Origin of the sequence: Thiothrix lacustris DSM 21227 (assembly GCF_000621325.1) — a bacterium.
Taxonomy (GTDB): domain Bacteria; phylum Pseudomonadota; class Gammaproteobacteria; order Thiotrichales; family Thiotrichaceae; genus Thiothrix; species Thiothrix lacustris.
This window is the reverse complement of the sequence record NZ_KK211257.1, coordinates 1-24657: the sequence shown is the minus strand read 5'-3', so window position 1 is coordinate 24657 and position 24657 is coordinate 1. Positions and strand designations below refer to the sequence as shown.

General features: G+C 50.7%; 23 protein-coding genes. 10 read left to right on the top strand and 13 right to left on the bottom strand.

Features of this window, described 5'->3' with window-relative positions; genetic code table 11:
• The first annotated feature begins 339 nt into the window (after positions 1 to 339).
• A complete protein-coding gene (locus Q394_RS0116860; protein ID WP_156946919.1) occupies positions 340 to 2316 on the top strand; it encodes a DUF637 domain-containing protein in 1977 nt (658 codons plus the stop codon).
• Positions 2317 to 2372: 56 nt separating this feature from the next.
• Complete coding sequence (locus Q394_RS0116855) at positions 2373 to 2657, top strand: hypothetical protein (RefSeq protein WP_028490269.1); 285 nt, start codon at positions 2373 to 2375, stop codon at positions 2655 to 2657.
• Here Q394_RS0116855 and Q394_RS0116850 read toward each other — a convergent pair.
• Positions 2625 to 3278: a hypothetical protein gene (locus Q394_RS0116850; RefSeq protein WP_028490268.1), complete on the bottom strand. Its 654-nt coding sequence runs from the start codon at positions 3276 to 3278 to the stop codon at positions 2625 to 2627. The genes Q394_RS0116855 and Q394_RS0116850 overlap by 33 nt on opposite strands.
• Positions 3279 to 3920: 642 nt before the next feature.
• Between Q394_RS0116850 and Q394_RS0116840 the strand changes: the two genes are divergently transcribed.
• Together Q394_RS0116840 and Q394_RS0116835 are read left to right on the top strand one after the other, a co-directional pair.
• Entirely contained in the window at positions 3921 to 4142 is a 222-nt protein-coding gene (locus tag Q394_RS0116840; protein WP_038141912.1) for a hypothetical protein, read from the top strand.
• 95 nt (positions 4143 to 4237) lie between these two features.
• A complete protein-coding gene (locus tag Q394_RS0116835; protein ID WP_028490265.1) occupies positions 4238 to 5407 on the top strand; it encodes a DUF2130 domain-containing protein in 1170 nt (389 codons plus the stop codon).
• A 134-nt stretch (positions 5408 to 5541) separates the two neighbouring features.
• Here the strand turns inward: Q394_RS0116835 and Q394_RS0116830 are convergent, their stop codons facing one another.
• Positions 5542 to 6045: a phasin family protein gene (locus Q394_RS0116830; protein WP_028490264.1), complete on the bottom strand. Its 504-nt coding sequence runs from the start codon at positions 6043 to 6045 to the stop codon at positions 5542 to 5544.
• Between the two features lie 235 nt (positions 6046 to 6280).
• On the opposite strand from Q394_RS0116830, the gene ppc reads away from it, so the two are divergent.
• Positions 6281 to 9100 carry a phosphoenolpyruvate carboxylase gene (gene ppc, locus Q394_RS0116825; RefSeq protein ID WP_028490263.1) on the top strand — a complete coding sequence of 940 codons (2820 nt, stop codon included), beginning with the start codon at positions 6281 to 6283 and terminating at the stop codon, positions 9098 to 9100.
• A 59-nt stretch (positions 9101 to 9159) separates the two neighbouring features.
• On the opposite strand, the gene erpA is transcribed toward ppc, so the two are convergent.
• From erpA to argC, 4 genes are all read right to left on the bottom strand, one after another.
• Positions 9160 to 9510, bottom strand: coding sequence for an iron-sulfur cluster insertion protein ErpA (gene erpA, locus Q394_RS0116820; RefSeq protein WP_028490262.1), 351 nt, complete (start codon positions 9508 to 9510; stop codon positions 9160 to 9162).
• Positions 9511 to 9579: 69 nt separating this feature from the next.
• Positions 9580 to 10062, bottom strand: coding sequence for a bactofilin family protein (locus Q394_RS20965; RefSeq protein WP_028490261.1), 483 nt, complete (start codon positions 10060 to 10062; stop codon positions 9580 to 9582).
• Positions 10063 to 10069: 7 nt separating this feature from the next.
• Positions 10070 to 10918, bottom strand: a complete 849-nt coding sequence (locus Q394_RS0116810; RefSeq protein WP_156946918.1) for a DUF6776 family protein — start codon at positions 10916 to 10918, stop codon at positions 10070 to 10072.
• Positions 10919 to 10946: 28 nt separating this feature from the next.
• Complete coding sequence (argC, locus tag Q394_RS0116805) at positions 10947 to 11987, bottom strand: N-acetyl-gamma-glutamyl-phosphate reductase (RefSeq protein ID WP_028490259.1); 1041 nt, start codon at positions 11985 to 11987, stop codon at positions 10947 to 10949.
• A gap of 76 nt (positions 11988 to 12063) precedes the next feature.
• Here argC and Q394_RS0116800 point away from each other — a divergent pair, with 76 nt between their 5' ends.
• Positions 12064 to 12567 carry a TlpA family protein disulfide reductase gene (locus tag Q394_RS0116800; protein ID WP_028490258.1) on the top strand — a complete coding sequence of 168 codons (504 nt, stop codon included), beginning with the start codon at positions 12064 to 12066 and terminating at the stop codon, positions 12565 to 12567.
• Positions 12568 to 12570: 3 nt separating this feature from the next.
• Positions 12571 to 12996, top strand: a complete 426-nt coding sequence (locus Q394_RS0116795; RefSeq protein ID WP_028490257.1) for a CopD family protein — start codon at positions 12571 to 12573, stop codon at positions 12994 to 12996.
• Between the two features lie 49 nt (positions 12997 to 13045).
• On the opposite strand, the gene Q394_RS0116790 is transcribed toward Q394_RS0116795, so the two are convergent.
• Positions 13046 to 13516 (bottom strand): RNA pyrophosphohydrolase, encoded by a 471-nt coding sequence (locus Q394_RS0116790; protein ID WP_028490256.1) that lies wholly within the window; start codon positions 13514 to 13516, stop codon positions 13046 to 13048.
• 119 nt (positions 13517 to 13635) lie between these two features.
• Between Q394_RS0116790 and Q394_RS0116785 the strand changes: the two genes are divergently transcribed.
• Positions 13636 to 14289, top strand: a complete 654-nt coding sequence (locus Q394_RS0116785) for a histidinol-phosphatase (protein WP_028490255.1) — start codon at positions 13636 to 13638, stop codon at positions 14287 to 14289.
• Here Q394_RS0116785 and recC read toward each other — a convergent pair.
• The 6 genes from recC to Q394_RS0116755 are packed head-to-tail and all read right to left on the bottom strand — an operon-like array spanning position 14273 to position 22157.
• The gene (gene recC, locus Q394_RS20960) at positions 14273 to 17422 is read right to left on the bottom strand and encodes an exodeoxyribonuclease V subunit gamma (RefSeq protein ID WP_051543528.1); all 3150 of its coding nucleotides are present in this window, start codon (positions 17420 to 17422) and stop codon (positions 14273 to 14275) included. The two genes, Q394_RS0116785 and recC, sit on opposite strands and share 17 nt — an antisense overlap.
• A 3-nt stretch (positions 17423 to 17425) precedes the next feature.
• The gene (locus Q394_RS0116775) at positions 17426 to 18286 is read right to left on the bottom strand and encodes a glycosyltransferase (protein ID WP_028490254.1); all 861 of its coding nucleotides are present in this window, start codon (positions 18284 to 18286) and stop codon (positions 17426 to 17428) included.
• Positions 18283 to 19044, bottom strand: coding sequence for a glycosyltransferase family 2 protein (locus Q394_RS0116770; RefSeq protein WP_028490253.1), 762 nt, complete (start codon positions 19042 to 19044; stop codon positions 18283 to 18285). Before Q394_RS0116770 ends, Q394_RS0116775 begins: the two co-directional genes overlap by 4 nt.
• Positions 19044 to 19850: a glycosyltransferase family 2 protein gene (locus tag Q394_RS0116765; protein ID WP_245606811.1), complete on the bottom strand. Its 807-nt coding sequence runs from the start codon at positions 19848 to 19850 to the stop codon at positions 19044 to 19046. Before Q394_RS0116765 ends, Q394_RS0116770 begins: the two co-directional genes overlap by 1 nt.
• Entirely contained in the window at positions 19847 to 20935 is a 1089-nt protein-coding gene (locus Q394_RS0116760; RefSeq protein WP_084260518.1) for a glycosyltransferase family 9 protein, read from the bottom strand. Before Q394_RS0116760 ends, Q394_RS0116765 begins: the two co-directional genes overlap by 4 nt.
• The gene (locus tag Q394_RS0116755) at positions 20928 to 22157 is read right to left on the bottom strand and encodes an O-antigen ligase family protein (RefSeq protein ID WP_028490250.1); all 1230 of its coding nucleotides are present in this window, start codon (positions 22155 to 22157) and stop codon (positions 20928 to 20930) included. The genes Q394_RS0116760 and Q394_RS0116755 overlap by 8 nt, the downstream gene beginning before the upstream one ends.
• Here Q394_RS0116755 and Q394_RS20955 point away from each other — a divergent pair.
• Together Q394_RS20955 and Q394_RS0116745 are read left to right on the top strand one after the other, a co-directional pair.
• Positions 22146 to 23354 (top strand): glycosyltransferase, encoded by a 1209-nt coding sequence (locus Q394_RS20955; protein ID WP_084260517.1) that lies wholly within the window; start codon positions 22146 to 22148, stop codon positions 23352 to 23354. The genes Q394_RS0116755 and Q394_RS20955 overlap by 12 nt on opposite strands.
• A gap of 333 nt (positions 23355 to 23687) precedes the next feature.
• Positions 23688 to 24657: IS481 family transposase (locus Q394_RS0116745; RefSeq protein WP_038141837.1), on the top strand; the 970-nt coding region annotated here is incomplete at its 3' end.

Below are 24657 nucleotides of genomic sequence, written 5' to 3'. Positions count from 1 at the left end.
TAGGTCAGCAATGCCTGCAAACGGGCGAGTTCGTCAGCACTCGGCTCACGCGAGGTGCGCACGAAATGGATGTATTCGGCTTGTACACCAGAGACCGCAGGCACAGCCGCTTGCAGCGCATTTAACAGCTTGTTGCGGCGGAATTCGGAAAGGGCAACGCTACCGGGGAAGATCAGCATGGAGGTAAACCAATGGGCAGTTTGTCAAGGGAGGTATGATAGCGGAAAGTGGCAACCGCTTACACCGAAAAGGCTTCTGTTTATCCTCTGCTTTGTCACGGCTTGATAATGAGCAGGCTACGTTCTCCTAAGCCTTTTGTGTTCAGGGAGTGAACTTGCCGTGATAAACAACATTACCACCCGTACCATACCTGCCAATGTCTGTGGATTCAGGGGAGCTACGACGGCGAACCAAGCAGCATCAATGCTATTCAACAATGACCTGTTTGAAACCACCCATGCCGACTTTCAAGCAGCCATTCGCCAAGATTTCCAAGTGACGCAAGGAAAAACCTATAACGTTTCCGGCACTGATTTGTTGGATGCGATTGAAGAAAATACCCGTTTAGGTCATACGGCAGGCGTAGACAACAATAAAAATGGGGCGTTTGACCCATCCAGAGATCGGCATGGTTTAGGCAAAGTCGTTGATAAATTTACCGACAAGGTGCTGGATAATCCTATTGTGCGTACCGTGGCACAAATTGCCCAGTTCACACCACTTGCCCCCGTTGCTTCTGTTGTGAACACGATCATCACCGCCCGTGATGTTGTCAAAGCAGTGGATGAGGGCAATATCAAATCCCTTGCCAGCGCGGTTATCGGCGCAGGGCTATCGAGCAAACTCAGCAACAGCTTCAGAAACACGCGGTTGGATGGCGTGACCCGTGCCACGGTTAGCACGGTGGTTGAAGGTGGGGATTTTGATGATCAGCCAAAATCCAGCCTCAAAGCCACGGCTGCCAATATCGTCAGCCAAATCGGTGCAAATAAGATTGGGGATTTGTACAGCGAAGGCAAACTGAATAATGTCACCCACAAACTCGCGCATACCGCGCTGGGTTTTGCAGCAGGGACGGTGGCTAACGGCGATGGTATCAGTGGTGCAGTGGGGGGCTTGGCAGGCAGTGTGGCGGGTGAATACTTTCAGTCGGAAAATGCTGCGGTGTTGGCATCGGCGGCATCCGCTGCGTTGCTGGGCAAAGATCCGTTGCTTGCCGCAAACGTCGCCAGTACGGCGGATCGCTTTAACCGACAGTTGCATCAAACGGAAGTGGATTGGGTCGAAGTACAAGCCAAACAGCTTGCCAAAGAAAAAGGCATCACGGAAGCAGAAGCATTCAAGCTCCTGATGTCGGAAGCGGTGCAATTGGCGGATTATACCTACGAACAACTCTTGCCGGACAATCGTGAGGTACGGGCATGGCTGGAAGCTCAAGGTGAAACAGACGGCGTACTTCAAGGTGAGCCGCATTGGATATGGGGTACAAAAGAGCCTGTCGATAACTACAGTACGTACTACATTAACCGTGAAGTAGTAAGCCAGAATGCAAAGCTCTATGCTGAAACTGTCGGCATTAGCCCAGAACGTGCCTTCGCTCTCAACCGCCAAAACTTGATGGGAGAATGGGGCGAAGGTTACAACGATACAAATGTTAAAGAAAAGATGGAGAACTATCAGACAGTAGCGGAGTTCGTGCTGCCTGATATTATGCTGATACCGGAAGCCTATGCTGCGTACAAGCTAGGGCAATATGGCAAAGCACTCGCACTTTCTGGAGTAGCTGTGGCAGATGCCTATACGCCGGGGAAACTCCCGATAGGAAAAACAGCCGCTAATACGAATGATATAATCAGAGATGCAAAACCGTTAGCACCGCCACCAAGTCATCCTGCTATCGGCAAATCTACCCAAGAAATTGTTGATCACGCTTTATCTTTAGGAGTAAGTAGTAAGCGTGATCAACTAATACTTTGGGCAGGATTGGGAAAATACGGGCCAGAAATTTCCAATACTTATGCCATTAAACAGGGAGGAACTACACTACAGCAAACACCCGGAGGAAGTTATTTAGCTGGTCTTGACCTTTTTTCTAAAGACTCGCCATTGACATTGGAAGAAGCCGTCAGTGTATGGGAAGACGTTTCGCGACAAGCAGTAAAACAATCAAGTGGTCAGGTTAGATCTGTTTTAGGGCAGGTTACTCCTCAAACTATTTATCAACGCGTTGAAAAACTAGAACTTTGGATAAATCCAAACGTTACAGGATTAGATGAATTACAACTCAAACCGAAGTTAGAAGCCAATTTTAAATAAAAATAATTAGGTAGATATATCTTACTTTAAAATTACTATCATATTAAGAGGTTAGCATGTTTGAATGGTTAAATAAGCAAGGTGTCAGAAGCAGCGAAGGCTTTGAGGTTCAATGTATTAGTCGGTATGAAATGGAGTATCGGGAAGGAAACAACGTTCTAACGTTAGAAGGAGATATTGGAAAATCTGGTGGCAAGGCTTGCTTTATTCTAGATAAATCCAGTATAGATTACTGGGATAATGATATTATGAAGCGGGACTTTTCTGATGAAAAAAAACAAAAAATTCTTGGGAATTTCATCTTAGCGTTAAATTTTCAAAACGTTAACGTTGTTTACTAATTGGGGAGTGTTGCGGATCATGGCAAACAGCGATTTGGGCTGTTCTTTGCCGTCGATAATCCAGTCAGCGTTGAAGATTTTGTGGCGGCAATGTTCGGAGTTGGCTTGCGCGAACATCATCAATTCTACGTCGGTGAGGTTGCGCTGGAGTTCGGCGTAATTTTCCGCGAGGTAGTCGATTTCATCCGGGGAAAGTGCCAAGCCCCAGTCAGTGTTGGCTTTGGCGAGTGCCGCCGATGCGTCGTCCGAAATGTCGACGTAGCGCAATGGCGCAGGCTCGGCTTCGCTGAACAGGACAATCGCATCTTGCGTGTCTGCCAGCACCATTTCGGTCATGCGGTCGTGCAACAGCGCAGCGATTGCGCCACGCTCGGCGGTGGTGAGTGACGCGGTGGTTTGTACGTCGTAGGCGACACCGCGCTCTACCCGTTCCACCATCGTCAGGCCGCAGTTGTGGGCGATGTCGCTGGCCTTGCTTGACCAAGGGGAAATCGTCCCGGCACGCGGGGTGACGAGGAACAGCGTTCCGCTGAAATCGTGGCTGCCTTGCGTTTCTTCGTAGGTCAGCAATGCCTGCAAACGGGCGAGTTCGTCAGCACTCGGCTCACGCGAGGTGCGCACGAAAGGGAGGTATGATAGCGGAAAGTGGCAACCGCTTACACCGAAAAGGCTTCTGTTTATCCCCTGCTTTGTCACGGCATGAACACGATCCCCGAAGCAATTCCTCCTAACCTCTCCCTTATCAAAAGAGGGGCTTTTTTTGCTAAGGGATTTTCTTCGTACCCTCTATACACCCCTCTCACCCACTGCTATCATCAAACGAATTTATTAATAATAAGATATTACGGGGCTTCTGATGGGAATTCGCATCTCCTTCATTCTAATGGGCGCTATTCTGGCTGGCATCGGCCTATTTTGGGTACTAGGAACAGTCATCGCCTCCTTTGGGCTATTTCAAACATTCGCTAGTATCGTACTCACCGCAGCGCTAGGCCTGTTCTACCGCATTGGCTACAGTGACGGCAAACACGCCTGCTACATAAACGCCAGGCCCGGCGATACACTCACACCGCACTCAGAACAACATCGTCACGAACCACAAATTTAATCACTAACCAATTGTTTTTATTAATCGTACCGAATATTCCTTAAAATTTGCTGCATTGCACCAAAATTGTTACGCTATGTGTGAACCCTAAGGGCGCATCCTGCGTCCAACATCAAACAACAGACAAATTTAAGATTCAACACAGGTACTTTCTCATGAAAAATTACGTAGTTATTGGCGAAAAATGGAAACGAGCCATCGTCTTCACCGACGAACATTACGCAGATCTCTACATAACCAAGAACTGCATCGCCGTATGCTGCACAAAATACAGTGCCGCCGATTTTGAAGCACAATTTGGACAACATGCCAAAAAGGTATTGGAATATGGCCTGAACGACTATAACGCCCAGATACTCATCACGATCAACGCCTAATCCAACCTCGCCTCGCCTGACAAGCTTGCCACACTGCCCATTCGCACACACAACGCCTATACTCTAAACGCCGAGTAACCAAGTGCTGAATAACCATGCAAGACACCACGATCACCTGCCACCACTGTGGCACGACCATTGCCATTTCTGACCTATTGCGTGGAGAAATGCGGCAGGAGCTGGCAGAAGAGCAACAACGTGCCATCCATGCAGCCACCACCCGAGCCGAACAACAAGCACAAGAACGTCTCCAAGGCGAGCTGCAAGCCATGCAACAACAAGTAGCCACGCAACAACAAAAAGCCCTGCAAGAAATTGCCCTGCTCCAACAACGCATCAGCGCGACTAACAAAGCGGAACTAGCCTTACGTGAAGAAAAAGCCAAGCTAGAAACCCGCGCCAACAATATGGAACAGGAAATCCAACGCCGCCTGGACCATTCGCGCCAACAACTGGAATACAACCTGCGTAATCAACTCGCAGAAGAGCAAGCACTCAAACTTAAACAAAAAGACCAACAGATTCTTAACCTAATCAGGGATCTGGACAACGCCAAACGCCGAGGCGAACTTGGCTCACAAGAATTACAAGGGGAAGTGCTGGAACTCGACATACAAAGCACACTGCAATACAACTTCCCGCACGACCACATTCAACCTGTGCTCAAAGGAATGCGCGGTGCCGACATTATCCAGACCGTCATGAACAACCAGTTACAAGCCTGTGGCACGATTATATGGGAATCAAAAAATACCAAAACATGGCAACCCATCTGGCTAGACAAACTCAAAGAAGATCAGCGCAGTGCCGGGGCAGCGATTGCCATCATAGTCTCTGTGATCGTACCGGAACAGATTCATGGTTTCGGACGTATCGACAACATCTGGGTCAGTGACCTAAAAAGCTGGCCAGCCCTTGCCGCCGTATTGCGCGAACAGTTGATTCAAGTCAGATACGCCAATGCCGCTAATCAAGGGCTTGAGACCAAAATGGAGTTACTCTGGCGCTATTTTTCCCAAGATGAATTTCGGCAACGGGTTGAAACCATCATCGAAGCGTTTGAGGCGATGCAAACCCAAATCCACAAAGAACGCCGCGCTATGGAAAAACATTGGCATGAGCGTGAAAAACAGCTACAGCGGGTTATCAGCAGCACCACCGCCATGTACGGATCACTACAAGGCATTATTGGCAAGGCCATGCCAATCGTAGAAGCGCTGGAGTTTGATGATCACTTGTCCCTAAACGATGATTCAGAGTGTTAAATTTCAGACAAAAAATTGCCCGCTGCAAGAGCGGGCAATAGAGGATTAGTGGGCTGAGTCGCTAGAGAGAGGAGAGGAGGAGGAGTTACACCCCAGCCCACTGCCGATTAAAATCGATAATCCTGAAAACTTAATTAAGCAACTTTAGCTTTTGCAGCTGCTTTTTTAGTTGCATCAACAGCTTTGTCAGCTGCTTCTTTAGTCATTTCAACAACTTCAGCAGAAGCTTTTTCAACAGCAGCAGTGGTTTTTTCAACAGCTTCAGTTGCTGCTTTCTTGCCAGCTTCTACAGCTTGCTCAGCACCAGATTGAGTGTACTTTGCAGCTTCTTCCATGATCGCTGTCAGTTCGTCACGAACAGAAGTCAGCATTTCAGTGGCTTCACGCATGTTAGCAACCCATTTTTCGCCACAAGTGCGAGTAACTTCTTGTTGCATAGTGTTCAGCTCAGTCAGGTCTTTTACCTTGGTAGCTGCTTCAGCGTTTTTAGTGCCCATTTCAACACAAGACTTAACCAGATCAGCTTGCTTGGTAGCCAGTGTTTCAAATGTTTTCATGTTCAGTTCGCCGATCTTCTTAGCAGAAGCCATTGCGCTGTCATTGAATTGTTTTACGATGTTCATCATTTCGTTTTGCATGTCATATTTCCTAGTGCGGTTTTTAAGTTTGGTTTCTTAATGCGTTTCTGCATTTGATGCAGTGCACAATAACGCGTTCTGAAAACACTGTCAATCAGTTTTTTGTTGCGATGCAGCAAAAACGGAATATTTCATCAAATTGTCACCCCCCTTTGTCGCAGGTAGCACTTAAGGCATAATGAAGGCCTCATTTTTGCATGTATTAAGCATCAACTAGCTGGGAAGATCACACATTATGAATACCACCACAGACAAGCCATTCGACGTTGCCAAATTGCAGGAAAATAGCCGCCAGTTCGGCGAACTACTCGGTGAAGTCATCAGGGAGCAGGAGGGCGAAGCCGTCTATAACGCTGTTGAAAAGCTGCGCCGAGGTTACATCCTGCTGCGCACGGGCAATGATGACACCATCCGCACCGACATGATGAATTTCATCGACGGGTTAGACGTGGACATGCTGGAACAAGTCATCCGCGCTTTCAACACCTTCTACATCCTCACCAATATCGTTGAGGAAGATTTCCAACACAGGGAACGTCGCCGCGAAATCCAGAAAGCCGATAGCGCCCTGTGGAAAGGCTCAGTACGCCGCACCGTACTAGAGTTGCAACAAAACGGCATGACAGCGGAAGAATTACAATTCCTGTTCAACCAGATGCGTTACACCCCCGTATTCACCGCACACCCGACCGAAGCCCGCCGCCGCAGTATGATGGAAATCCAGCGCCGCATCTTCCTCGTCATCGACCAACTCTCTAACAACCCCGAAGCCAGCGAACGCGAATCCCTAATCCGCCACCTCAAAGCCCAGATCCAGCTCATGTGGCGCACCAACGAAGTGCGTACCCGCAAACCCACGGTGGAAGACGAAATCCGTTACGGCCTGTACTATTTCCGCGAATCGCTGTTTGATGCCATCCCCACCGTGTACCGCTATTACGAACGAGCCGCGCGTATCACTTATGGCTCAGGCTCAGTCATCGTTCCCAGCTTCCTCCGCTTCGGCTCCTGGATCGGCGGTGACCGTGACGGCAACCCCTTCGTCACCCCAGCACTCACCCGCCAAGCCATTCGTATGCAAATGCAACTAGCGCTGGAAGAATACACCCAGCGCGTCAAAGCATTACGCTCTATCCTCTCACACTCGCTGGAATTCATTACACCAACACCTGAGTTCAGCGCCTACTTGCAACAAGAAGACCAGCGCATTGGCATCGGCGAAGTTGTTTTCCACTACGCGCAAGAAAGTTTCCAGCAAGAGCCTTACCGCCGCTTGTTAAGCATCATGCATCATAAATTGCAGGAAACCCTCAATGCGGTGAATGCACGTTTGGAACACGGGCACGCCAACCTCTCAACTGATGCTTACACCGATGTTACCGAATTTATTCAAGAGCTATACCTGATCCGCGACTCGCTGCGTAGCCACGGCGACCACGTGATTGCCGGGCGCGAACTCAAAGACCTGATCCGCCTCGCGGAAACCTGCGGCTTTGGTTTGTACAAACTCGACATCCGGCAAGAATCCACCATCCACAGCGAAACGGTCGCAGAAGTGTTGCAACTTTCCGGCCTGTGCCATAACTATCTGGAACTGCCCGAAAACGAGCGCATGGAAATCCTCGCCGAACTCATCCTACGCCCACGCCTACCCATGCCGCACCGCCCCAAACTCAGCGAACGTACCGCCGAAACCTTGGAAATTTTCGACAGTATGCTGGAAATGCGCAACGAAGCCGGGGCAGGCATTTTCGGTACTTACGTCATTTCCATGACCCACCATGCCAGCCACATCATGGAAGTCATGCTGCTGGCACACATGGCCGGGCTAGTCGGCTACGATGCCAACCGCAAACTATTCTGCAATATCCAGATTTCACCGCTGTTTGAAACCATCGACGACCTCAAGCGTATTACCGAAGTGCTCAGTCACCTGCTGGAAAATGAAGCCTATCGCCTCTTACTGAGTGCATCCGGCAATATGCAGGAAGTCATGCTGGGCTATTCCGACTCGTGCAAGGATGGCGGCATCCTCGCCTCCAACTGGAACTTGTACAACGCGCAAAAAGAAGTCATCACCCTCACTGACAAATACGGCGTCAAATGCCGCTTGTTCCACGGGCGTGGCGGCACAGTCGGGCGTGGCGGTGGCCCTACCCACGAAGCGATTATTGCGCAACCCCCCGACACCGTTCACGGGCAGATCAAGTTCACCGAACAAGGTGAAGTCTTGGCAGCCAAATACAGTAACGTGGAAACAGCGGTGTATGAGCTCGGCGTTGGCAGCACTGGCCTGCTCAAGGCCAGCATCGGCTTGCTGAAAAAGCGTGGCTCTTACCCGCAAGAATTCCTCAATGCCATGAGCGACATCGCCGCAACGGGTGAACACAGCTACCGCCAGTTGACCGACTGGACACCGGGATTGATGGACTATTTCTACGAAGCTACCCCGGTGCAGGAAATTGCCTTGCTGAACATTGGCTCGCGCCCCTCGCACCGCAAGAAAACCGTGCGTGACAAAGGCTCGATCCGCGCGATTCCGTGGGTATTCGGCTGGGCACAATCGCGCCATACCCTGCCCGCTTGGTACGGCATCGGCACGGCACTCAGCACGTTCCGCGCAGCCCACCCGGACAACAGTGCCCTGCTGGAACGCATGTATAACGAATGGCCTGCATTCCGTTCCCTGCTCAGCAACACGCAAATGGCGCTGTACAAAGGGGAAATGGATACCGCCAGTGAATACGCCGAATTGGCCACCGATCAGGCCAGTGCTCAGGCAATATTTGCCAATATCCGCACCGAATACAACCTCACGGTAGATGAGGTACTGAAAACAGCGCGTCTGGGAACCCTGATGGAAGACACTCCGTTGCTGCAATATTCACTGCAACGCCGTGACCCTTACCTTGACCCGTTGAACCACATCCAGATCACCCTGATCCGGCGGCATCGCCAGTATGTAGAAGAAACTGGCAATACCGACTCGCCGTGGCTGCCAGTCTTGTTACGCACCATCAATGCCATTGCGGCAGGGATGCGCAATACAGGTTAAGCCTAAACCATAAAAAAGGCCGCGAAAGCGGCCTTTTTTAGATGCTTACCATCTGCTACTTACGGGCTGAAAGATGACCCACAACCACAAGTCGTGGTCGCATTCGGATTACGGATCACGAATTGCGCCCCTTCCAAGCCTTCGGTATAGTCGATTTCTGCACCAACCATGTACTGGAAGCTCATCGGGTCGATCAGCAGCGTCACGCCGCCGTTTTCCACAGCCGTGTCATCTTCGTTCATGTTTTCATCAAAGGTGAAGCCGTACTGGAAGCCGGAACAACCGCCACCTTGTACGAATACGCGCAGTTTCAGCGCATCATTGCCTTCATCCTGAATCAGTGCTTTTACCTTAGTTGCCGCTGCATTGGTAAAGACCAGCGGGGAAGGAATGGCGGTTTCAACGGTCATGCAAATATCTCCTGCAAAATGATTGTATGATGTGACGTTATCACTGCTTAAGCCACAAGGCAAAAAGCCTTATTCGTCGTCAGTGGAAGCCTGTGCTATTAGGGCTGTTGGCGGAGTAGCAAACTTGCCCGTTTCAGGCTTCTGACGTACCAGCTTACCATTCACTTCTGCACCGACTGCCATTTCCAGCAGGTTGTAATACACATCACCGCAAATGCGAGCTTTCTCGAACAGTTCGACTTTGCCACACGCGAAAACGTCACCGTCAATCATGCCGTTCAGTACCATGCTAGGTACGCGAACTTCGCCTTGGATATGACCGTGCTCACTGAGGATCAAGGTAGCATCTTCACCGTCTGCTGCCAGATTACCTTTAATGACACCTTCCACATGCAAGCCACCGGAGAAACGTAAGTCACCGTCAATGGTCGTACCTTTGCCAATCATGGTATCAATCGTCGCGCTACGAATTTTCTGGTCGCCGTGGCTGTGATTGCTACTGCTACTGGCAGGCATACTACCACCGCTACTTTTGGCAGACTTTCCGAACATGCTTTGTTTACTCCTTTGTGGTAGATACGGTTAAATCAGACTCAGACTTGGCAGCGCTGATTTTATTGAAACTTGACCAGTCATAACTCTTGGTTAGGCGTTCAGGTGTTTCACCAGAATCAAGACTTACTTTCACTTTAACGGATTCTGGCACAAAATCTTTAGGGAAAACCAAATTACCTTCAAGACTTTGGTAATGTTTCACATCAAATATACTTAACACCTTCTCATTATCAGGGGTGACATCCTTGTGTAACACACTGGCAGCTTTGCCATTCTGTTTTCCGCTGATAGCGATACTATAACTGCCTTTTACAGCCGTATCACCACCCCGAATATTCGCCAATACTAAATGATAGTTATATAAATGCTTGCCGTTGATTTTCTTACCATCGTCATCAACTAGACGCTCTTTAATACCGAAGTATTGCAAGTGCACACCTTGCTCCAACCCCTCCGGTGAAAGAATTTCCTCGTATAAAGCCAATTTGCCACGCTCTGTCGTCAGATCCGCTTCAGTGGCAGAAAATTTCCGGGTAAGCTCTGCATTGGCAGCGGTCTGTACATCTGCATCACGCTTAGCCGAGGCCAACTTAGCCTCAAGCTCGCGGATAGAAGCCGTTTGCTCGGTAAGCAACCGTTCTTGCTCGTCCATTTTACCGCGCAAGGTCACCGCGTGAATACCACTAGAGGATGAAGCAGGCGTTAAATAACCACTAAAAAAAAGCCATCCTGCTAATGCAGTGAATAACAATAATAGAGCTACTAACATATACCAGCAAGGGCTGCGCTTATCACTACCCGTAGGACGTACTTGTACTGTCCCACGATTTTCGAATTTATACTCTAAGCTCATGCGGGCTGACTATCTCTTTTTCATAATATCAGGGCAATAACCCCGGCTGCTGCAACGCGATGTGTTCTGATAAACCGAGCATCAGGTTCATGTTCTGCACTGCCTGCCCCGCTGCACCTTTGACGAGGTTATCAATCACTGAGAGTACCACAACACGACGGGCATTACCGGGGCGGTGAATCGCCATCCGACAAACATTAGCACCACGCACCGAACGGGTTTCTGGGTGAGACCCCGCTGGCATGACATCCACAAAGGGTTCGTTGGCATAACGGGTCGTGTACAGTTGCTGTAAATCAGCTTGCGCCGCTTCAACACTCAGCATGGCATAGAGTGTAGCGTGAATCCCGCGAATCATAGGTAATAAATGGGGTACAAAAACAGGATCTATTGATATTTGCGCAACAGTGGAAAGCGTTTGAGCAATTTCTGGCTGATGACGATGTCCGGCAACCGCATAGGCTTTGAAATTATCGCCAGCCTCTGCCAATAAGGCATGAACCTCGGCTTTACGCCCTGCACCACTCACCCCAGACTTGGTATCAGCAATAATTCCTTCCAAATCGATCAGGCCATTCTCCACTAATGGCAACAACCCTAAGGTCACCGCAGTCGGGTAACAACCCGGGTTAGCAACCAGACGCGCCTGGCGGATATGTTCACGGTTTAATTCAGGCAAACCATACACCGCTTCTTCGACCAAGTTCGGGCTAGCGTGCTGCATCCCATACCATTTTTCCCAGATCGCAATATCTTTGATACGGAAATCAGCGGCGAGATCAATGACTTTCGTGCCAGCATCCAGCAACGTCTGAGTGCTTTTCATCGCAACACCGTTGGGGGTCGCAAAGAACACCAGATCACAAGCACTCAGGGCTTCATCAGAAGGCGCAGTAAATGCCAGATCGAGATAACCGCGTAGGTTGGGGAACATCGCATCCACCCGACTACCCGCATGTTCACGGGAAGTCACGCAAGTAATCTCAACGTCAGGGTGGCTCACCAACAACCGTAACAGTTCCACGCCGGTATAACCTGTCGCGCCAACAATACCAATCTTCCTTTTCACACGACCCCTTATTTCTATCAGCTTGAAAAATCCCTGTATAATACGCCTTCCTTAACGATTAACAACCTCAGGCACTATGAAACTGGATACGAAAGGAATAGCCATACTGGCGCTTATCATTGGCTTGCTGACATTTTTTCTGTTCATGCCCAACAAGGGCGTACAGCAAGTCCCCCCCGCCTTGAACGTAAAAACCCTTGACGGTGAAACGCTTAACCTTGGCAGCTTGCAAGGCAAACCGTATATGCTGACCTTCTGGTCAACGTCCTGCCCCGGCTGTGTGAAAGAAATTCCGGTGCTAGAAGCGCTCGACCAAAAGATGCAAGGCAGCGGTTTCCGCATCATTGGCGTCGCCATGCCTTATGATGTCCCTGCTGAAATTCAGGCAATGCGCACCCAGAAAGGCATGACTTATACGGTCGCCCATGATAAAAGCGGCGAACTGGTAAAACAGTTTGACGTGCGAGTCACGCCCACCTCGTTCCTGATCAATGCTGAAGGCAATGTTGCCGCCAGAAAAATGGGCGAATGGGATGCTGCGGAACTGGAACAAAAAGTCCGCGATTTACTGAAAGGATAAACCATGTACGAATGGATCAAAGCCATCCACGTGATCTTTATGGTGACGTGGTTTGCAGGCTTATTTTACCTGCCGCGCCTGTATGTGTACCACGCCATGCCCGAAAACAGCGGCAGTTTTACCCTGTTCAAAATCATGGAACGGCGGCTGTTTGCGATCATGACCATCGGCGCAGGCATTACGCTAGTGTTTGGTTTGATCATGCTGGCGATGAACTGGCAGTATCTATTGGTAGCCAGTCACTGGTTCCACCTCAAACTGCTGCTGATTGTGCTGTTGCTGGGTTATCACCATGCTTGCTACAAGCTGATGATCAAATTCAGGAATGATGTAAACACGCACGACCACAAATGGTATCGCTGGTTTAATGAAGCCCCCAGCGTGCTGCTGATCGTGATCGTGATTCTGGCGATTGTGAAGCCATTTTAAGATCCCCCCCTTGTTCCTCCCCTGCTAAGGGGAGGTTAGGAGGGGCTTCTTACTCCAACAACGGCGCTAATTCATTCAGCGCCCGATGGTAGACCCGACGTTTAAAAAAGACCACTTGGTTGGCAGGCTTCCAATAGTCCACCCATTCCCAATGATCAAACTCCGGTTTCCCGGTAGCCTCCAAATTGACATCATAGTCATTGCACAGCAAACGCAGCAAAAACCAACGCTGCTTTTGCCCAATGCACAACGGCCTCGCACGACGGCGAATCATGTAATGAGGGATCCGATAACGTAACCATCCACGAGTTTCCCCGACTATTTGCACTTGATCGTGCCGTAAACCGACTTCTTCGTACAATTCACGGAACATCGCGTCTGTCGGTGTTTCTCCCTGATCAATTCCTCCCTGCGGAAACTGCCAGGAGTCCTGTCCCAACCGTTTCCCCCAAAACACTTTCCCGTCGCAATTGCAGAGGATAATGCCAACGTTGGCTCTGAATCCTTCCTGATCAATCACGATTCACTCTCCAAAGCTTAACTTCCCCTGATTTTTCCATAACTGTCATGATTCAGCAATTTAACGCTGGCAAAAAGCAGGTACAATCATCGGTTTTCCACAGACGGAGCGAAAAAAGCATGACATTGGCACTTTTTGATCTGGATAACACCCTCCTGAGTAGCGACAGCGACTACGAATGGGGGCAATTTCTAGTCAACAAGGGATTGGTGGAGCGCGACCAATATGCCACCGCCAACCAGTACTTTTACGATCAGTACAAACAAGGCGTGTTGGATATTCACGAATTCGCAGCATTTTCTTTTAAGCCACTCAGCGAACGCAGCATGGCTGAACTGGCCGAACTGCACCGTGAATTCATGGCCAGCATTATCCAACCGTTGATCACCGACACCGCTCGGCACTTGGTAGAAAAACACCGCAGCCAAGGCCACACCCTCATGGTGATTACCGCCACCAACAGCTTCATCACCCGCCCGATTGTCGAGGCGTTTGGCATTCCACATTTATTGGCCACTGAACCGAAAATCGTCGACGGGCGCTACACCCGTGAAATTGATGGCATACCCTGCTTTCAGGCAGGCAAAGTCACCCGCCTGCAACATTGGTTGGAAACCAGCGCGGAAACCCTCAGCAGTAGCTATTTCTACAGCGATTCACGCAATGACTTGCCGCTGCTAGAAATGGTCGACAACCCCGTTGCGGTTGACCCGGATGACATACTCAAAGCAACGGCCTTAGCCAACGGCTGGCCAGTTATTTCTTTACGCTAACCTTAGCCCTAAACATATTCCCGAATACGCCTTGCGTAATATCCATGCAAGCATCCTCCTGTTCTTCCAACGGGTTGATGCCACGGTAAAGCAGGGAGTATTCGGGTTTATCGCACTCACGCCCCGAGAAAGTGTCGCCATTCCAGGTTTTATGGGCAGCATCCCACTTCATCTCCCCCGTTTTATTGTCACAAGCCTCAAAGACCGACTTCGGGAAAAATGCCAACGGCTCCTGCAAGCCCTGCCAATACCAATCCAGCAGTTGTTGTAACTGCTCGCGGGCATCAGCTACTGGCTCCAGCTGAAAACTGTGCTCTGGCGTATCAATCAGCGTGCGGTGCGGGCAATCACTTTCTCGTAAGGTATTGAGCGCCAGATGGTGCAGCCAAATATCCAACCAGTTCCAATAGCTCAGTTTGCCAAATTCGCACACCTTACGTCCGACAGCTTTATCCAGACTTGCCACCGTACCACTGAGGTGAAACTCGCCCAAGGTCAAGCTTAAGGACTCACGCTCCAAAACTGGCAACGGCTGTAGGCTTTGGAAAAATGCCTCCGTCACCGCAACCTCTTTTTTGAAAGCCAGTTCGCCGGGTTTACCGTGTGGCAACAAGCCTTGCGCCCGCAACAAAGGTTCAGCGGTCGCGGCGGGCAAGGCCTGCTTCAGTTGCTGAAAAATGCACGCTCGCACCTCACGATCACGGTATTGTTCCAACCCAAACGGCTCACGAATCGGCAACTCATCGGTATATTCAGCCAAACGCAAACCAAAACGCTCTTTCAGGAATACTCGCGCCGGATGCTGGTAAAAACGGATCAAATTGGCAAGGCTGACATAGCGGGAGGCAGGGTCGGGGGGAGGCAGAAACCCCTCCCAGCCTCCCCTTATCAGGGGAGGAGCAAAGCCGGGGAGCATTGGGGAAGTGTTTGCGTCAGGCAGGCAATACGGGTTGTAGGTGAACAAATCATTGTCGCCGCGCAGGTATTTGCGGCTGAAGGCTTGCAGCGGGTGTTTGCTCAGCAGGGTTTTACGGCTACCTGGCACGCAGCGCTCCAGATAATCCATCAGTTCGCTGACCAGCACCGACGGCGGTAATTCGCTATTGTCATGCGGGCTTTGCCCGATGTAGCTGATGTATAACCAGTCACGGGCAGACAGAATACTTTCCAGAAACAAGTAACGGTCTTCGTCACGCTTGAGGCGGTCGCCGCGCTTGATCTCCAGCCCCATGCGATCGAAGCTAGCACGAGCATCGCGGCGCGGATAAATGCCGTCATTCATACCAATCAGGGCAACGAAACGGAACGGCACGGTACGCATCGGCATCAGAGCGCAACAAGTAATCCCCCGCCCCAGAAAACCGTCGGATTCGCTGCGCTTGTCGAGTAATTCCGCCAGCGCACTTTGGAACACCGCCCACACAATCGGCTGCTCGAAACCGGCTTGCCCCAAGGTTTTTTCCAGATTTTCCAGCGCCTGCCACACCGATTGTAGTGCCGCGTCTTCGCCTGCCACAATTTCCAATACATAGCGGAAACGCCGATTCCATTCCGTGACTAAGTGTTGTTGCTGTCCCCAACTGGCCAGCTCGAACACCGCATCCAGCACCTGTTGCAAGCGCCCCAGTATTTCGGCCTGACTGCCTTCGATCTCATTCCACGGCAGGATACCGCCGAACAGTTCCTCACCCGGCATGGCATAACCCAGCAGCAAACGGTCAAGGCCGTAACGCCAAGTGTGTTCGGGTGTCGCCGCTCCCCCCAATTCCGGGCGCATTCCGGCATCCGCACCCCAGCGGATATTCACCGCCCGCATCCACGCGCGGCACTGCATCACTTGCGCCTCATCCACTCCGATACGGGTACGGACTTCCTCGAATTCCAGCAAAGCCAATACACTTTCCACGTCACAACGGCCTTGCGGAATCTCCAGCAACCGTTCGCACAGATTGGTAATGCTCTGGACGTAACCGGGGCTACGGTCGGCAATGCTGAACGGCAAAGGGTAAGGCGCACTCGAAAACACTGCATCCAGATACGGCGCGTAAGTGTCGATGTCGGGCGTCATCACCACCACGTCTGCCGGGGTCACATCGGGGTTAGCCGCGAACAAGGCCAACAACTGATCGTAAAGCACTTCCGCTTCACGCATCGGCGAATGGCAGGCATGGAAAGCGATGGAAGAATCTGCTGTTGTCTCCTCCCCCTCTTCCGGCATCCGCAGATACAACATATCGGCCTGTACCCGCCCCAGCAGGGTGGTTTCATCCGGCTCATGGAACAGCGATAAATCGTCAATATCCGCGTTGGCTTCGATCAGCAAATCAAGGAAATCACGCCCTTGCCGCCCCCATGATGCCAGCAAGGGATTGCCCACATGGTAATAATCCTGCACATCCGCCTGTTGCTTACGCTTGCGTTTTTCCGTCTCGATATCGCCCCAATACTCCTCGCAAGGGTTCATCAGGTAGATGTGGATGTCGAGGTATTCCGCGACCTTCCCCAACAATTGCACATAACCGGGCGACAACACCGGCACGGAAAAAAAGCAGATACGTTGCGGCAATTTGGTTTTATCGACTGCTGCCAGTGCATGGGCAAAACGTTCCTGCAAGCGTACCCAATGCGGCAATTGCTGCTCGCCCGCTACTCGCCACCACAGCCGGGCTTGCCAATCATCACGGCCGCCTTTGCCCTGCTCCCATTCCCGAATCCAGTCCGGGCGGAAAAACAGGTATTGGTCAAACACTTTGGCGAGTTGCGCGGCGAGTTGCCACGCCGCCGTTGCACCACCCTCAAGGTAACGTGCCAGCTCCGGCCATGCCTCTGGCTCTTGCAGGAAAATATCAAACAAACGCCAGCGCATCACTGCCGGAGCGCACGGGTCTTTTTCCGGCACAGACTCCAACACCATGCGCAGCAATTCCCAGGTCATTTCCGCCGGGAACAGGTAACGGATGTTGGCAGCGATACCGTTGAAGCTGGCGGTTTGCAACGACAACCAGCGCCCCATGCCGCTGTTTTGCACCACCACCTGTTCGGTTGCCAACGGCGCTAAAGGCTGTTTGCGCTGCAACTCGGCAAACTGGCTGGCAAGCTGTTCAAGCTGATTGGAAGGGTGCAGGTAGAGCATGAGTTATTTCACCAGCGTGTAATGTTTTTTGCTGAGTTCCAGCCCGAACCAGCGTTCCAGTTTGAGCATCCACCCGTGTTTTTGCTGCTTGCGGCTCGGCTGGTACGCGGGGTTCACCTGAAACAGGCCGGATTCCTTGGGCAAGTAAGTCTGCATCACCGCCGGATGAGTTCCCGTGAATTCGCGCAGGATGCGTCCATCCATATCGCGGTAATCAATCGCGGCGTTTTGTTTGTTCCAGTACTTTTCCACGCGGCTGGCTTTGAGGTTCATCTGTTCCTCGCTCCTGACCCAACCGTAATGGTACATCGTCGCCCCACTGTGCGCGGCTTTGGGGTAACGCCCGTGCTTGTTGGAATCCAACACCAGCCAGAACAGGCCATCGGGCGCATAGCTTCTGACCGATGCTTTGATAATGCGCGGGGCGCGACGATACCAGCCCGGCGACCACAAGTAGGTGTTGGCATTGCCGTAGAAATGCAAGTAATCGAAAATCAGCGCCTCCACACGATCATCATGCAGGTATTGCTGCATACTCGCCTGAATGATCGGCAAGTCGTTTTCATGCAGCACTTCATCGGCTTCCAAATAGAAAATCCATTCGCCAGTGCACGCGAACTGCGCCAGCATTTTTTGCTGACCGTACACATAGCCTTTCGCCCGCATGTTTTCGTTCCACACGGTTTCGATCAGGCGCAACTTGGGTTCATTCAAGCTTTTGAGGATGCTGAGGGTATCATCGTCACTTTGCCCCACCGCAATCACGAATTCATCGACGATGGGCAACACGGAACGGATTGATTCCACAAACGGGTAGCCCAAAATCTGCCCATTGCGGATAAAGGTACAAGCGCTGACTTTCATGGCTTGCCCCCCGTGTAACGCTGTTTTTCCAGCAGCTTGGCGTATTTGAAATACGACCCCAGCGCATTCAGCAAGGAAATATTGAAGCCATCAAACCCGCACAACATCCCGCCCTTGATGAAGTAATTTTTGAGGAAGGCAAACAGCCCATGCAACAGCGGCGACCACACGCTAACACGCTTTTTCTTGCCAATATTATCCTCAGCGTATTGCGTGGAATACTTATTCAGCTTGTGGAGCATGTCGTGGTAGTCGCTGAACGAGTAATGGATGATGTGTGAATCCAGTTCGGTATGTGCCGCACTTTCGACTTTTTCGTGGCATTGCGCCTCGGAAAAGCGCACCTTTTCACGGTTGAATAAACGCCGCACATGATCGGGATACCAGGTTGTGCAACGTATCCATTTGTCATGGAACAGGTTTTTACGGCGAAAAGCATACGTATCGTACTGGCTATTAACCAAATCCAAGCGCTGAATCTCGGCGATAGCATCCGCATCCAAGCGTTCATCCGCATCCAGACTCAATACCCATGCGTGCTTGCAAAACGCCAGACCATGATTTTTCTGCGGGCCATAACCCAGAAACGCTTGCGGAATCACTGTCGCGCCCATGGCTGTCGCCCTCGCGGCGGTGTCATCGCTGCTCAAAGAATCAACCACCACCACGTCATCGCACACTTGCAACAACGATTCAATGCAAGCACGGATGTGCTGCGTTTCGTTGTAGGTGATCACCAACCCACTTATTTTTGTCATTATTCCATACCCTTGATTGCCCGGATAAAGGTTTTATCCGCCAGACGTGATTGTAAACGTTGCAGGTTCGCCGATTCAAAGTCGCGTGGGCTTTCCTTGTGCCACAAGTGCAGGATAGGCACAGCAAAGCGCCCTTCTTTGCGCGATACGCCCTGATGGATAAGCCGAATGGCAAGATCGGCATCTTCATGCCCCCAGCCGTGGAACAGCTCATCGAAACCGTTAACCGCGACAAAATCCTGCCGCCATACCGCTAAATTACAGGTTTTTGCGCCTGCCCAAGCGGCAGGTTTCTTTTTGCGCCACGACGCTGTGGTTGAGCAGCGGATCAAAGGCAATAAGCGGTTTACCTTGCCCGCCAGCCGTTGCCCCAACCAAGCCAACGCGGAAAAATGCAGTGGATTACAGCGCCCTGCTTCCCAATCTGCCGTCAGAACCTCACTCAATAACAGCCGATTACCCGCCACCAGCCAGCCCTTTTCTGCCAGACGTTCATGCTGGGCAATAAAATTCGCTAACACCACGCTATCGCCATCCAAGAAAATCAGGTAATCGCCGGTGGCTTGCGCAACCGCTTGATTACGAATCCCGGCGGCACGGAAACCATCATCCGCTTGCCAAACGTGGCGCAAGGGGCAAGGCGAACGTGCTTGCAGCGCCGTCAGCAAGGCTTCGGTTTCTGGCGTTGAACCATCATCCGCCACCAAAATTTCATCGGGCAAACGCTGTTGCTGGAACAAGCTGTGCAACACAATTTCCAACGCGCGTGGGCGGTTATACGTGGTCACAATAACTGAAATTTTCACGATTGCTCCTGTTGCAACCAAGCGTTGACGGCGGCAATGATCATCCCCGGCTCAATCCGCTGCAAGCATTCGCTCACCCCCAGCTGATCATCACAACCCTTTTTCCCGCACGGTACGCACGGCATATCAGCCTGAAACACCGTGATATTGGCATAGGTCTGCTGGGGCTGGCTGCGGGTAGCATTACACTGCAAAGCGTTCGACCAGGGTGACCAAGCCTCCAATAAGGTGGGGCCAAAAATGGCAAACACCCGCTTGTTTTGCGCGGCTGCAATGTGCATGTTCAGGGTATCGCCGCCCACATAGGCTTGCGAATATTCGCTCAGGGCAATGTATTCGTCGAGGCTGGTTTCACCGATCCAGTCGTAGACATTATCCAGCACGGGCAAGGTGGCTTTGATCTGCAAATCCAAGGCCGTTGCTGCCCCTGTCACCACAATCGGCATCCCCAATGTGCTGAGTTGTTGCAGCAGCGTATGGCGCAAATGCGCGGGATAAACCTTGTAGCCATACTGTGCTGAAGGGTGAAAAATCATGAATCGCTCAAGGTTATTCGCCTGAAGCTTTGCCAATACCGCCGCCTTGCTGGATGCCGAGCAATGCACCGTGGGCGCAATCTTCGCGGTTGGAATACCCAACAGTCGCAGAGGTTCCAGATTATTCAACAAGGTGTGACGCGCGGGGTCGAGTACGTAATACCCGCTCAACAAACGCTTTTTCCACCAGTTTTTACGTGGTTCAGCGTCAATGGTGCTGATGGCACGCCGTGCAGCCAACAGCGCATACAACACACTGCTGTCCGTGGCGGTTAGCGAAATCGCGAGGTCATAACGCCGGAACAGCGCCCGCATTAACCCAACGATTTTCTGTAAGCGTTGCCACTTAGGCAGCTTTTTCCACTGATACGAGTACACCTGAATCTGGCGAATCGGCTGCAAGGTTTTCGCAATACCCAACGTATCGTCGTTTACGAGCAGATCAATCACTGCCCCTGGGTAATATTCATGGAGACCTTGGATCAGTGGGGAAGCCAACAGCACATCACCATTGGAACGCCGGATAATAACGAGGATTTTCTTAATCACGAAGACGAGCCTGATCGACATACAAAATCGAACCCAACAGCAGGAACAGGAACGTTAGGTAATGATCCATGATATAGCCGTCAGAGAAAAAGATCACAAAATAGAACAGCGGAAACGCCAGCATCACCGGGCGGAACGGGCTGGTAGACCGCTGATACAAGCGCAACATCACGTAAAATAGGTAGCCCAACACCAGCAAACCCAATACCCCAAATTGCACCATTTCCTGCACATACACATTATGCGGGTGCGCAAGCACTTCGCCACGCGTCGCTTCGGGGAAGTTTTCTTGATTCACCCGTGCATACTCTTGCCGATAGTCACCCGTACCCACCCCCAGCAGCGGATTTTCCTCAATGAGTTGAAACGAATTCAACAGCATAATGACCCGTAACCCCATGCTGGAGTTGGGTGCTTGCTGGTAATTCTGCACTTCGTGGACAGCCAGATTCACCCGATCCTTCACCACGGGGCTGAACAGGTAAGCCGCTGGGGCAATCGTCACCACCAGCAACAAAGCAATCAAGGCTGGTTTGAGCACCTTACCCCGATAATATTGGAACACAAACAGCGACAGCAATATCAGGAATACCAATTGCCCCATACGCCCTTGGGTCAGGAACATGTTGACGCCCATCACGCCAAACAGCACCAAGCCGAGCGCCTTGAGCTTCCACGAAACATTATCCAGCAGGAACACGGCATAAAGCAGCATGTAGAGGGTAAACGCCAACACCGGGTTATAGACGATATGCCCCACAAACGGGGTTGGGTCTTGCACGGTTTCCAGCCCAAAAATAGCGTAAGGCGGTAAAATGCCCAGATAAATGCCATAGGAAATTCCCACCATCAGCACCATCGACGCCAAGAGCGCCAGCAGGTAATACGGAATATGCTCACGTCTCAGCACTGTCATTAATACGGGAACCATCAGGAACTTGAATTCTTTTTTCAAAACAAATGCAGCAAAATCCCAATCACTTGTCCATAATAAGCCAAGAAAGTGTAAGCCCACAAAAGCCACGGATGCCCATGCAAAGGGGTTGTGCTTTACCTGTTGGTACTTCTCAGAAAAATTACCTTCGACCAACCAAAACAGCAGAATTAGTGCCATTAAAATATTACCGGCTGCCATGCTTAACATAAAACTGAAAGCAAGCAGAATCAGCAGCCATGAGTTCAACATGGTGATAGACGGTAGCCCCTTGGCATGATTCTTCATGGTAAATATCCTATTCTTCTAGCGCTTGAGTGTACTTTGCTCATCGATTACTCTGCTTATTGTTACAGACACGTTCGGTTCCTACCAAGGTTTTTACACCAAGACTTATACGAGGCATTGATGAAGGTTATTCATGTGGTCGAATCATTCGCTGCTGGCGTATTGCATTTTGTGGTGCAATTGACCCATGCCATGCCAGATGCTGAACACATTGTTATTCATGGCGAACGTCCTGATACGCCCCCTTACTATGCGGCACTTTTTCCGGCTGGTGTAACACTCATTCCTTGGCAACACGTCACACGGGATATCGCACCCGTGCATGATAGCCTAGCACTCTATTATTTGATGCGCTTACTTAAACAACAAACAGGCGATGTTATTCACTTGCATTCCTCTAAGGCTGGATTTTTAGGGCGCTTGGCTATCGGGCTGTTGCGCTTGCCTGCACGGGTTATTTATACACCGCACGGGGCGGCTTTTTTGCGGCAGGATGTATCACCCGCTAAACAGGCACTATTTATTTGGCTGGAAAAATTCGGCCATTGGTGTGGTGGGCAGGTTATTGCTTGTTCGGCATCGGAAGCGGCAGCTTTCCAAGGTTATGGTATTCCCGCTGATTATATTAACAATGGAGTTCAATGCACAGAGATGCCAGCAACACCACAGACTGATACCGATACTCATTGCAAGGTGATCGTCGCAGGGCGAATTTCTCAACAGAAAAATCCAGCGTTATTTAATGAGATTGCTCAGGCTTTTCTTGATCAACCACGCATCAGCTTTATCTGGATTGGAGACGGCGAGCTGCGTCATCTATTGACAGCACCGAATATTCATTGCACTGGCTGGGTTGAGCAATCTGAAGTAACCACACACCTGCAACAAGCGACTATCTATTTATCTACTTCATTGTGGGAAGGATTACCGCTATCTGCTTTGCAAGCTATGTGTCAGGGATTGCCATTGGTATTGAGCGAGTGCACGGGGCATGTGGATATTGTGCAAAACGGGCGTAATGGATTTTTGTTTCAAGGGCGCGAGGCGGCAATTGCTGCTATCCAAGTACTGGTATCAGATAAGACATTACTTGAACGTTTCGGGTTTGCTAGCTGGAAACTACTGGAAGAGCAGTTTAGTATCAAGCAGATGGAAAATAGTTATCGATGGATTTATATAGATAACGGAAGTTTTTAGTATAAAAAATTTATATCGCCACACTTAAGTCAAATATTTGTGTTAACTCGCTGGCGAGGTTTCAGCTTTAAAGCTGGACGTTCAATTATATGCCATGACAAAGCCGCCAGTATAATAGTTATAACAGCAGTCACACAGAGATAATAAACAAAAGACATTTCCGGCCAGAATTGTGCAATGGTTTGCTGAATAGGAAACGCATAAATATACACTCCATAAGAATAGTTGTCATGTCCCATGGGATCATATTCCCTCAAGGAGCTACCCATTATTCAAAGCACGGGCTATCCTTGAAGGCATCTTATCCACCCATGGCTACAAGGCAAAGCGTACATGAAACTGCATCCCGAAGCACGGACAACCCCGAAATTACGCAGTGAAATCAAGGCATCGCCGCTCACGCAAGCAGAACTGGCGAAACAATACAATGTCAGCCGCCTGACGATCCGCAAATGGCAGAACCGTGAGGAGATGACGGACAAATCGCACCGTCCCGATACGCTGCACACCACGCTGACTGAGGTACAGGAATGGTTGGTGGTGGAGCTACGCAAGACCCTGCTGCTGTCGCTGGATGACCTGACCCACATCACCAAAGAATATATCAATGCCGCCGCCAGCCGTTCGGGTATAGACCGCTGCCTGCGTCGCCATGGGATCGCCAACCTGGCGGTAATGAAGCGGGAACTGTATGGCGAGGAGCCGCCACCGAAAAAGGTGTTCAAGGACTACGAACCCGGCTATATCCATATTGACATCAAATACTTGCCGAAGATGCCCGACGAAAAGGAACACCAATACCTGTATGTCGCCATCGACCGTGCCAGTCGTATGGTGTGCCTTGCCATTTACCCCGACAAAGCGGCTGCCAGTACAGCGGATTTTTTGGGTAAAGTAGAGCAGCGCTTCCCCATCAAGGTGCAATACGTGCTGACCGACAATGGGAAGGAATTCACCGACCGCTTTACCCGTAAAGGGGAACGTGACCCCACAGGCAAGCATAAATTCGACAAAGCCTGTGAGCGCATCAAGGCTGAACACCACCTCACCAAGCCACGCCACCCCCAAACCAACGGCATGGTAGAACGCTTCAACGGACGTATCAGCGACTGGTTGCAAACCACCCGTTTCGCCTCATCCAATGAACTGGCTGACGCGATCAAACATTATGAACGGCTCTACAACCACTGCATTCCCCAGAAAGCACTGGGATACAAAACCCCTATTCAAGCACTCAAGGAATGGCAGAAAAAGAAGCCAGATTTATTCAAAAAGAAAGCATATGATCTATCGGGACTTGACA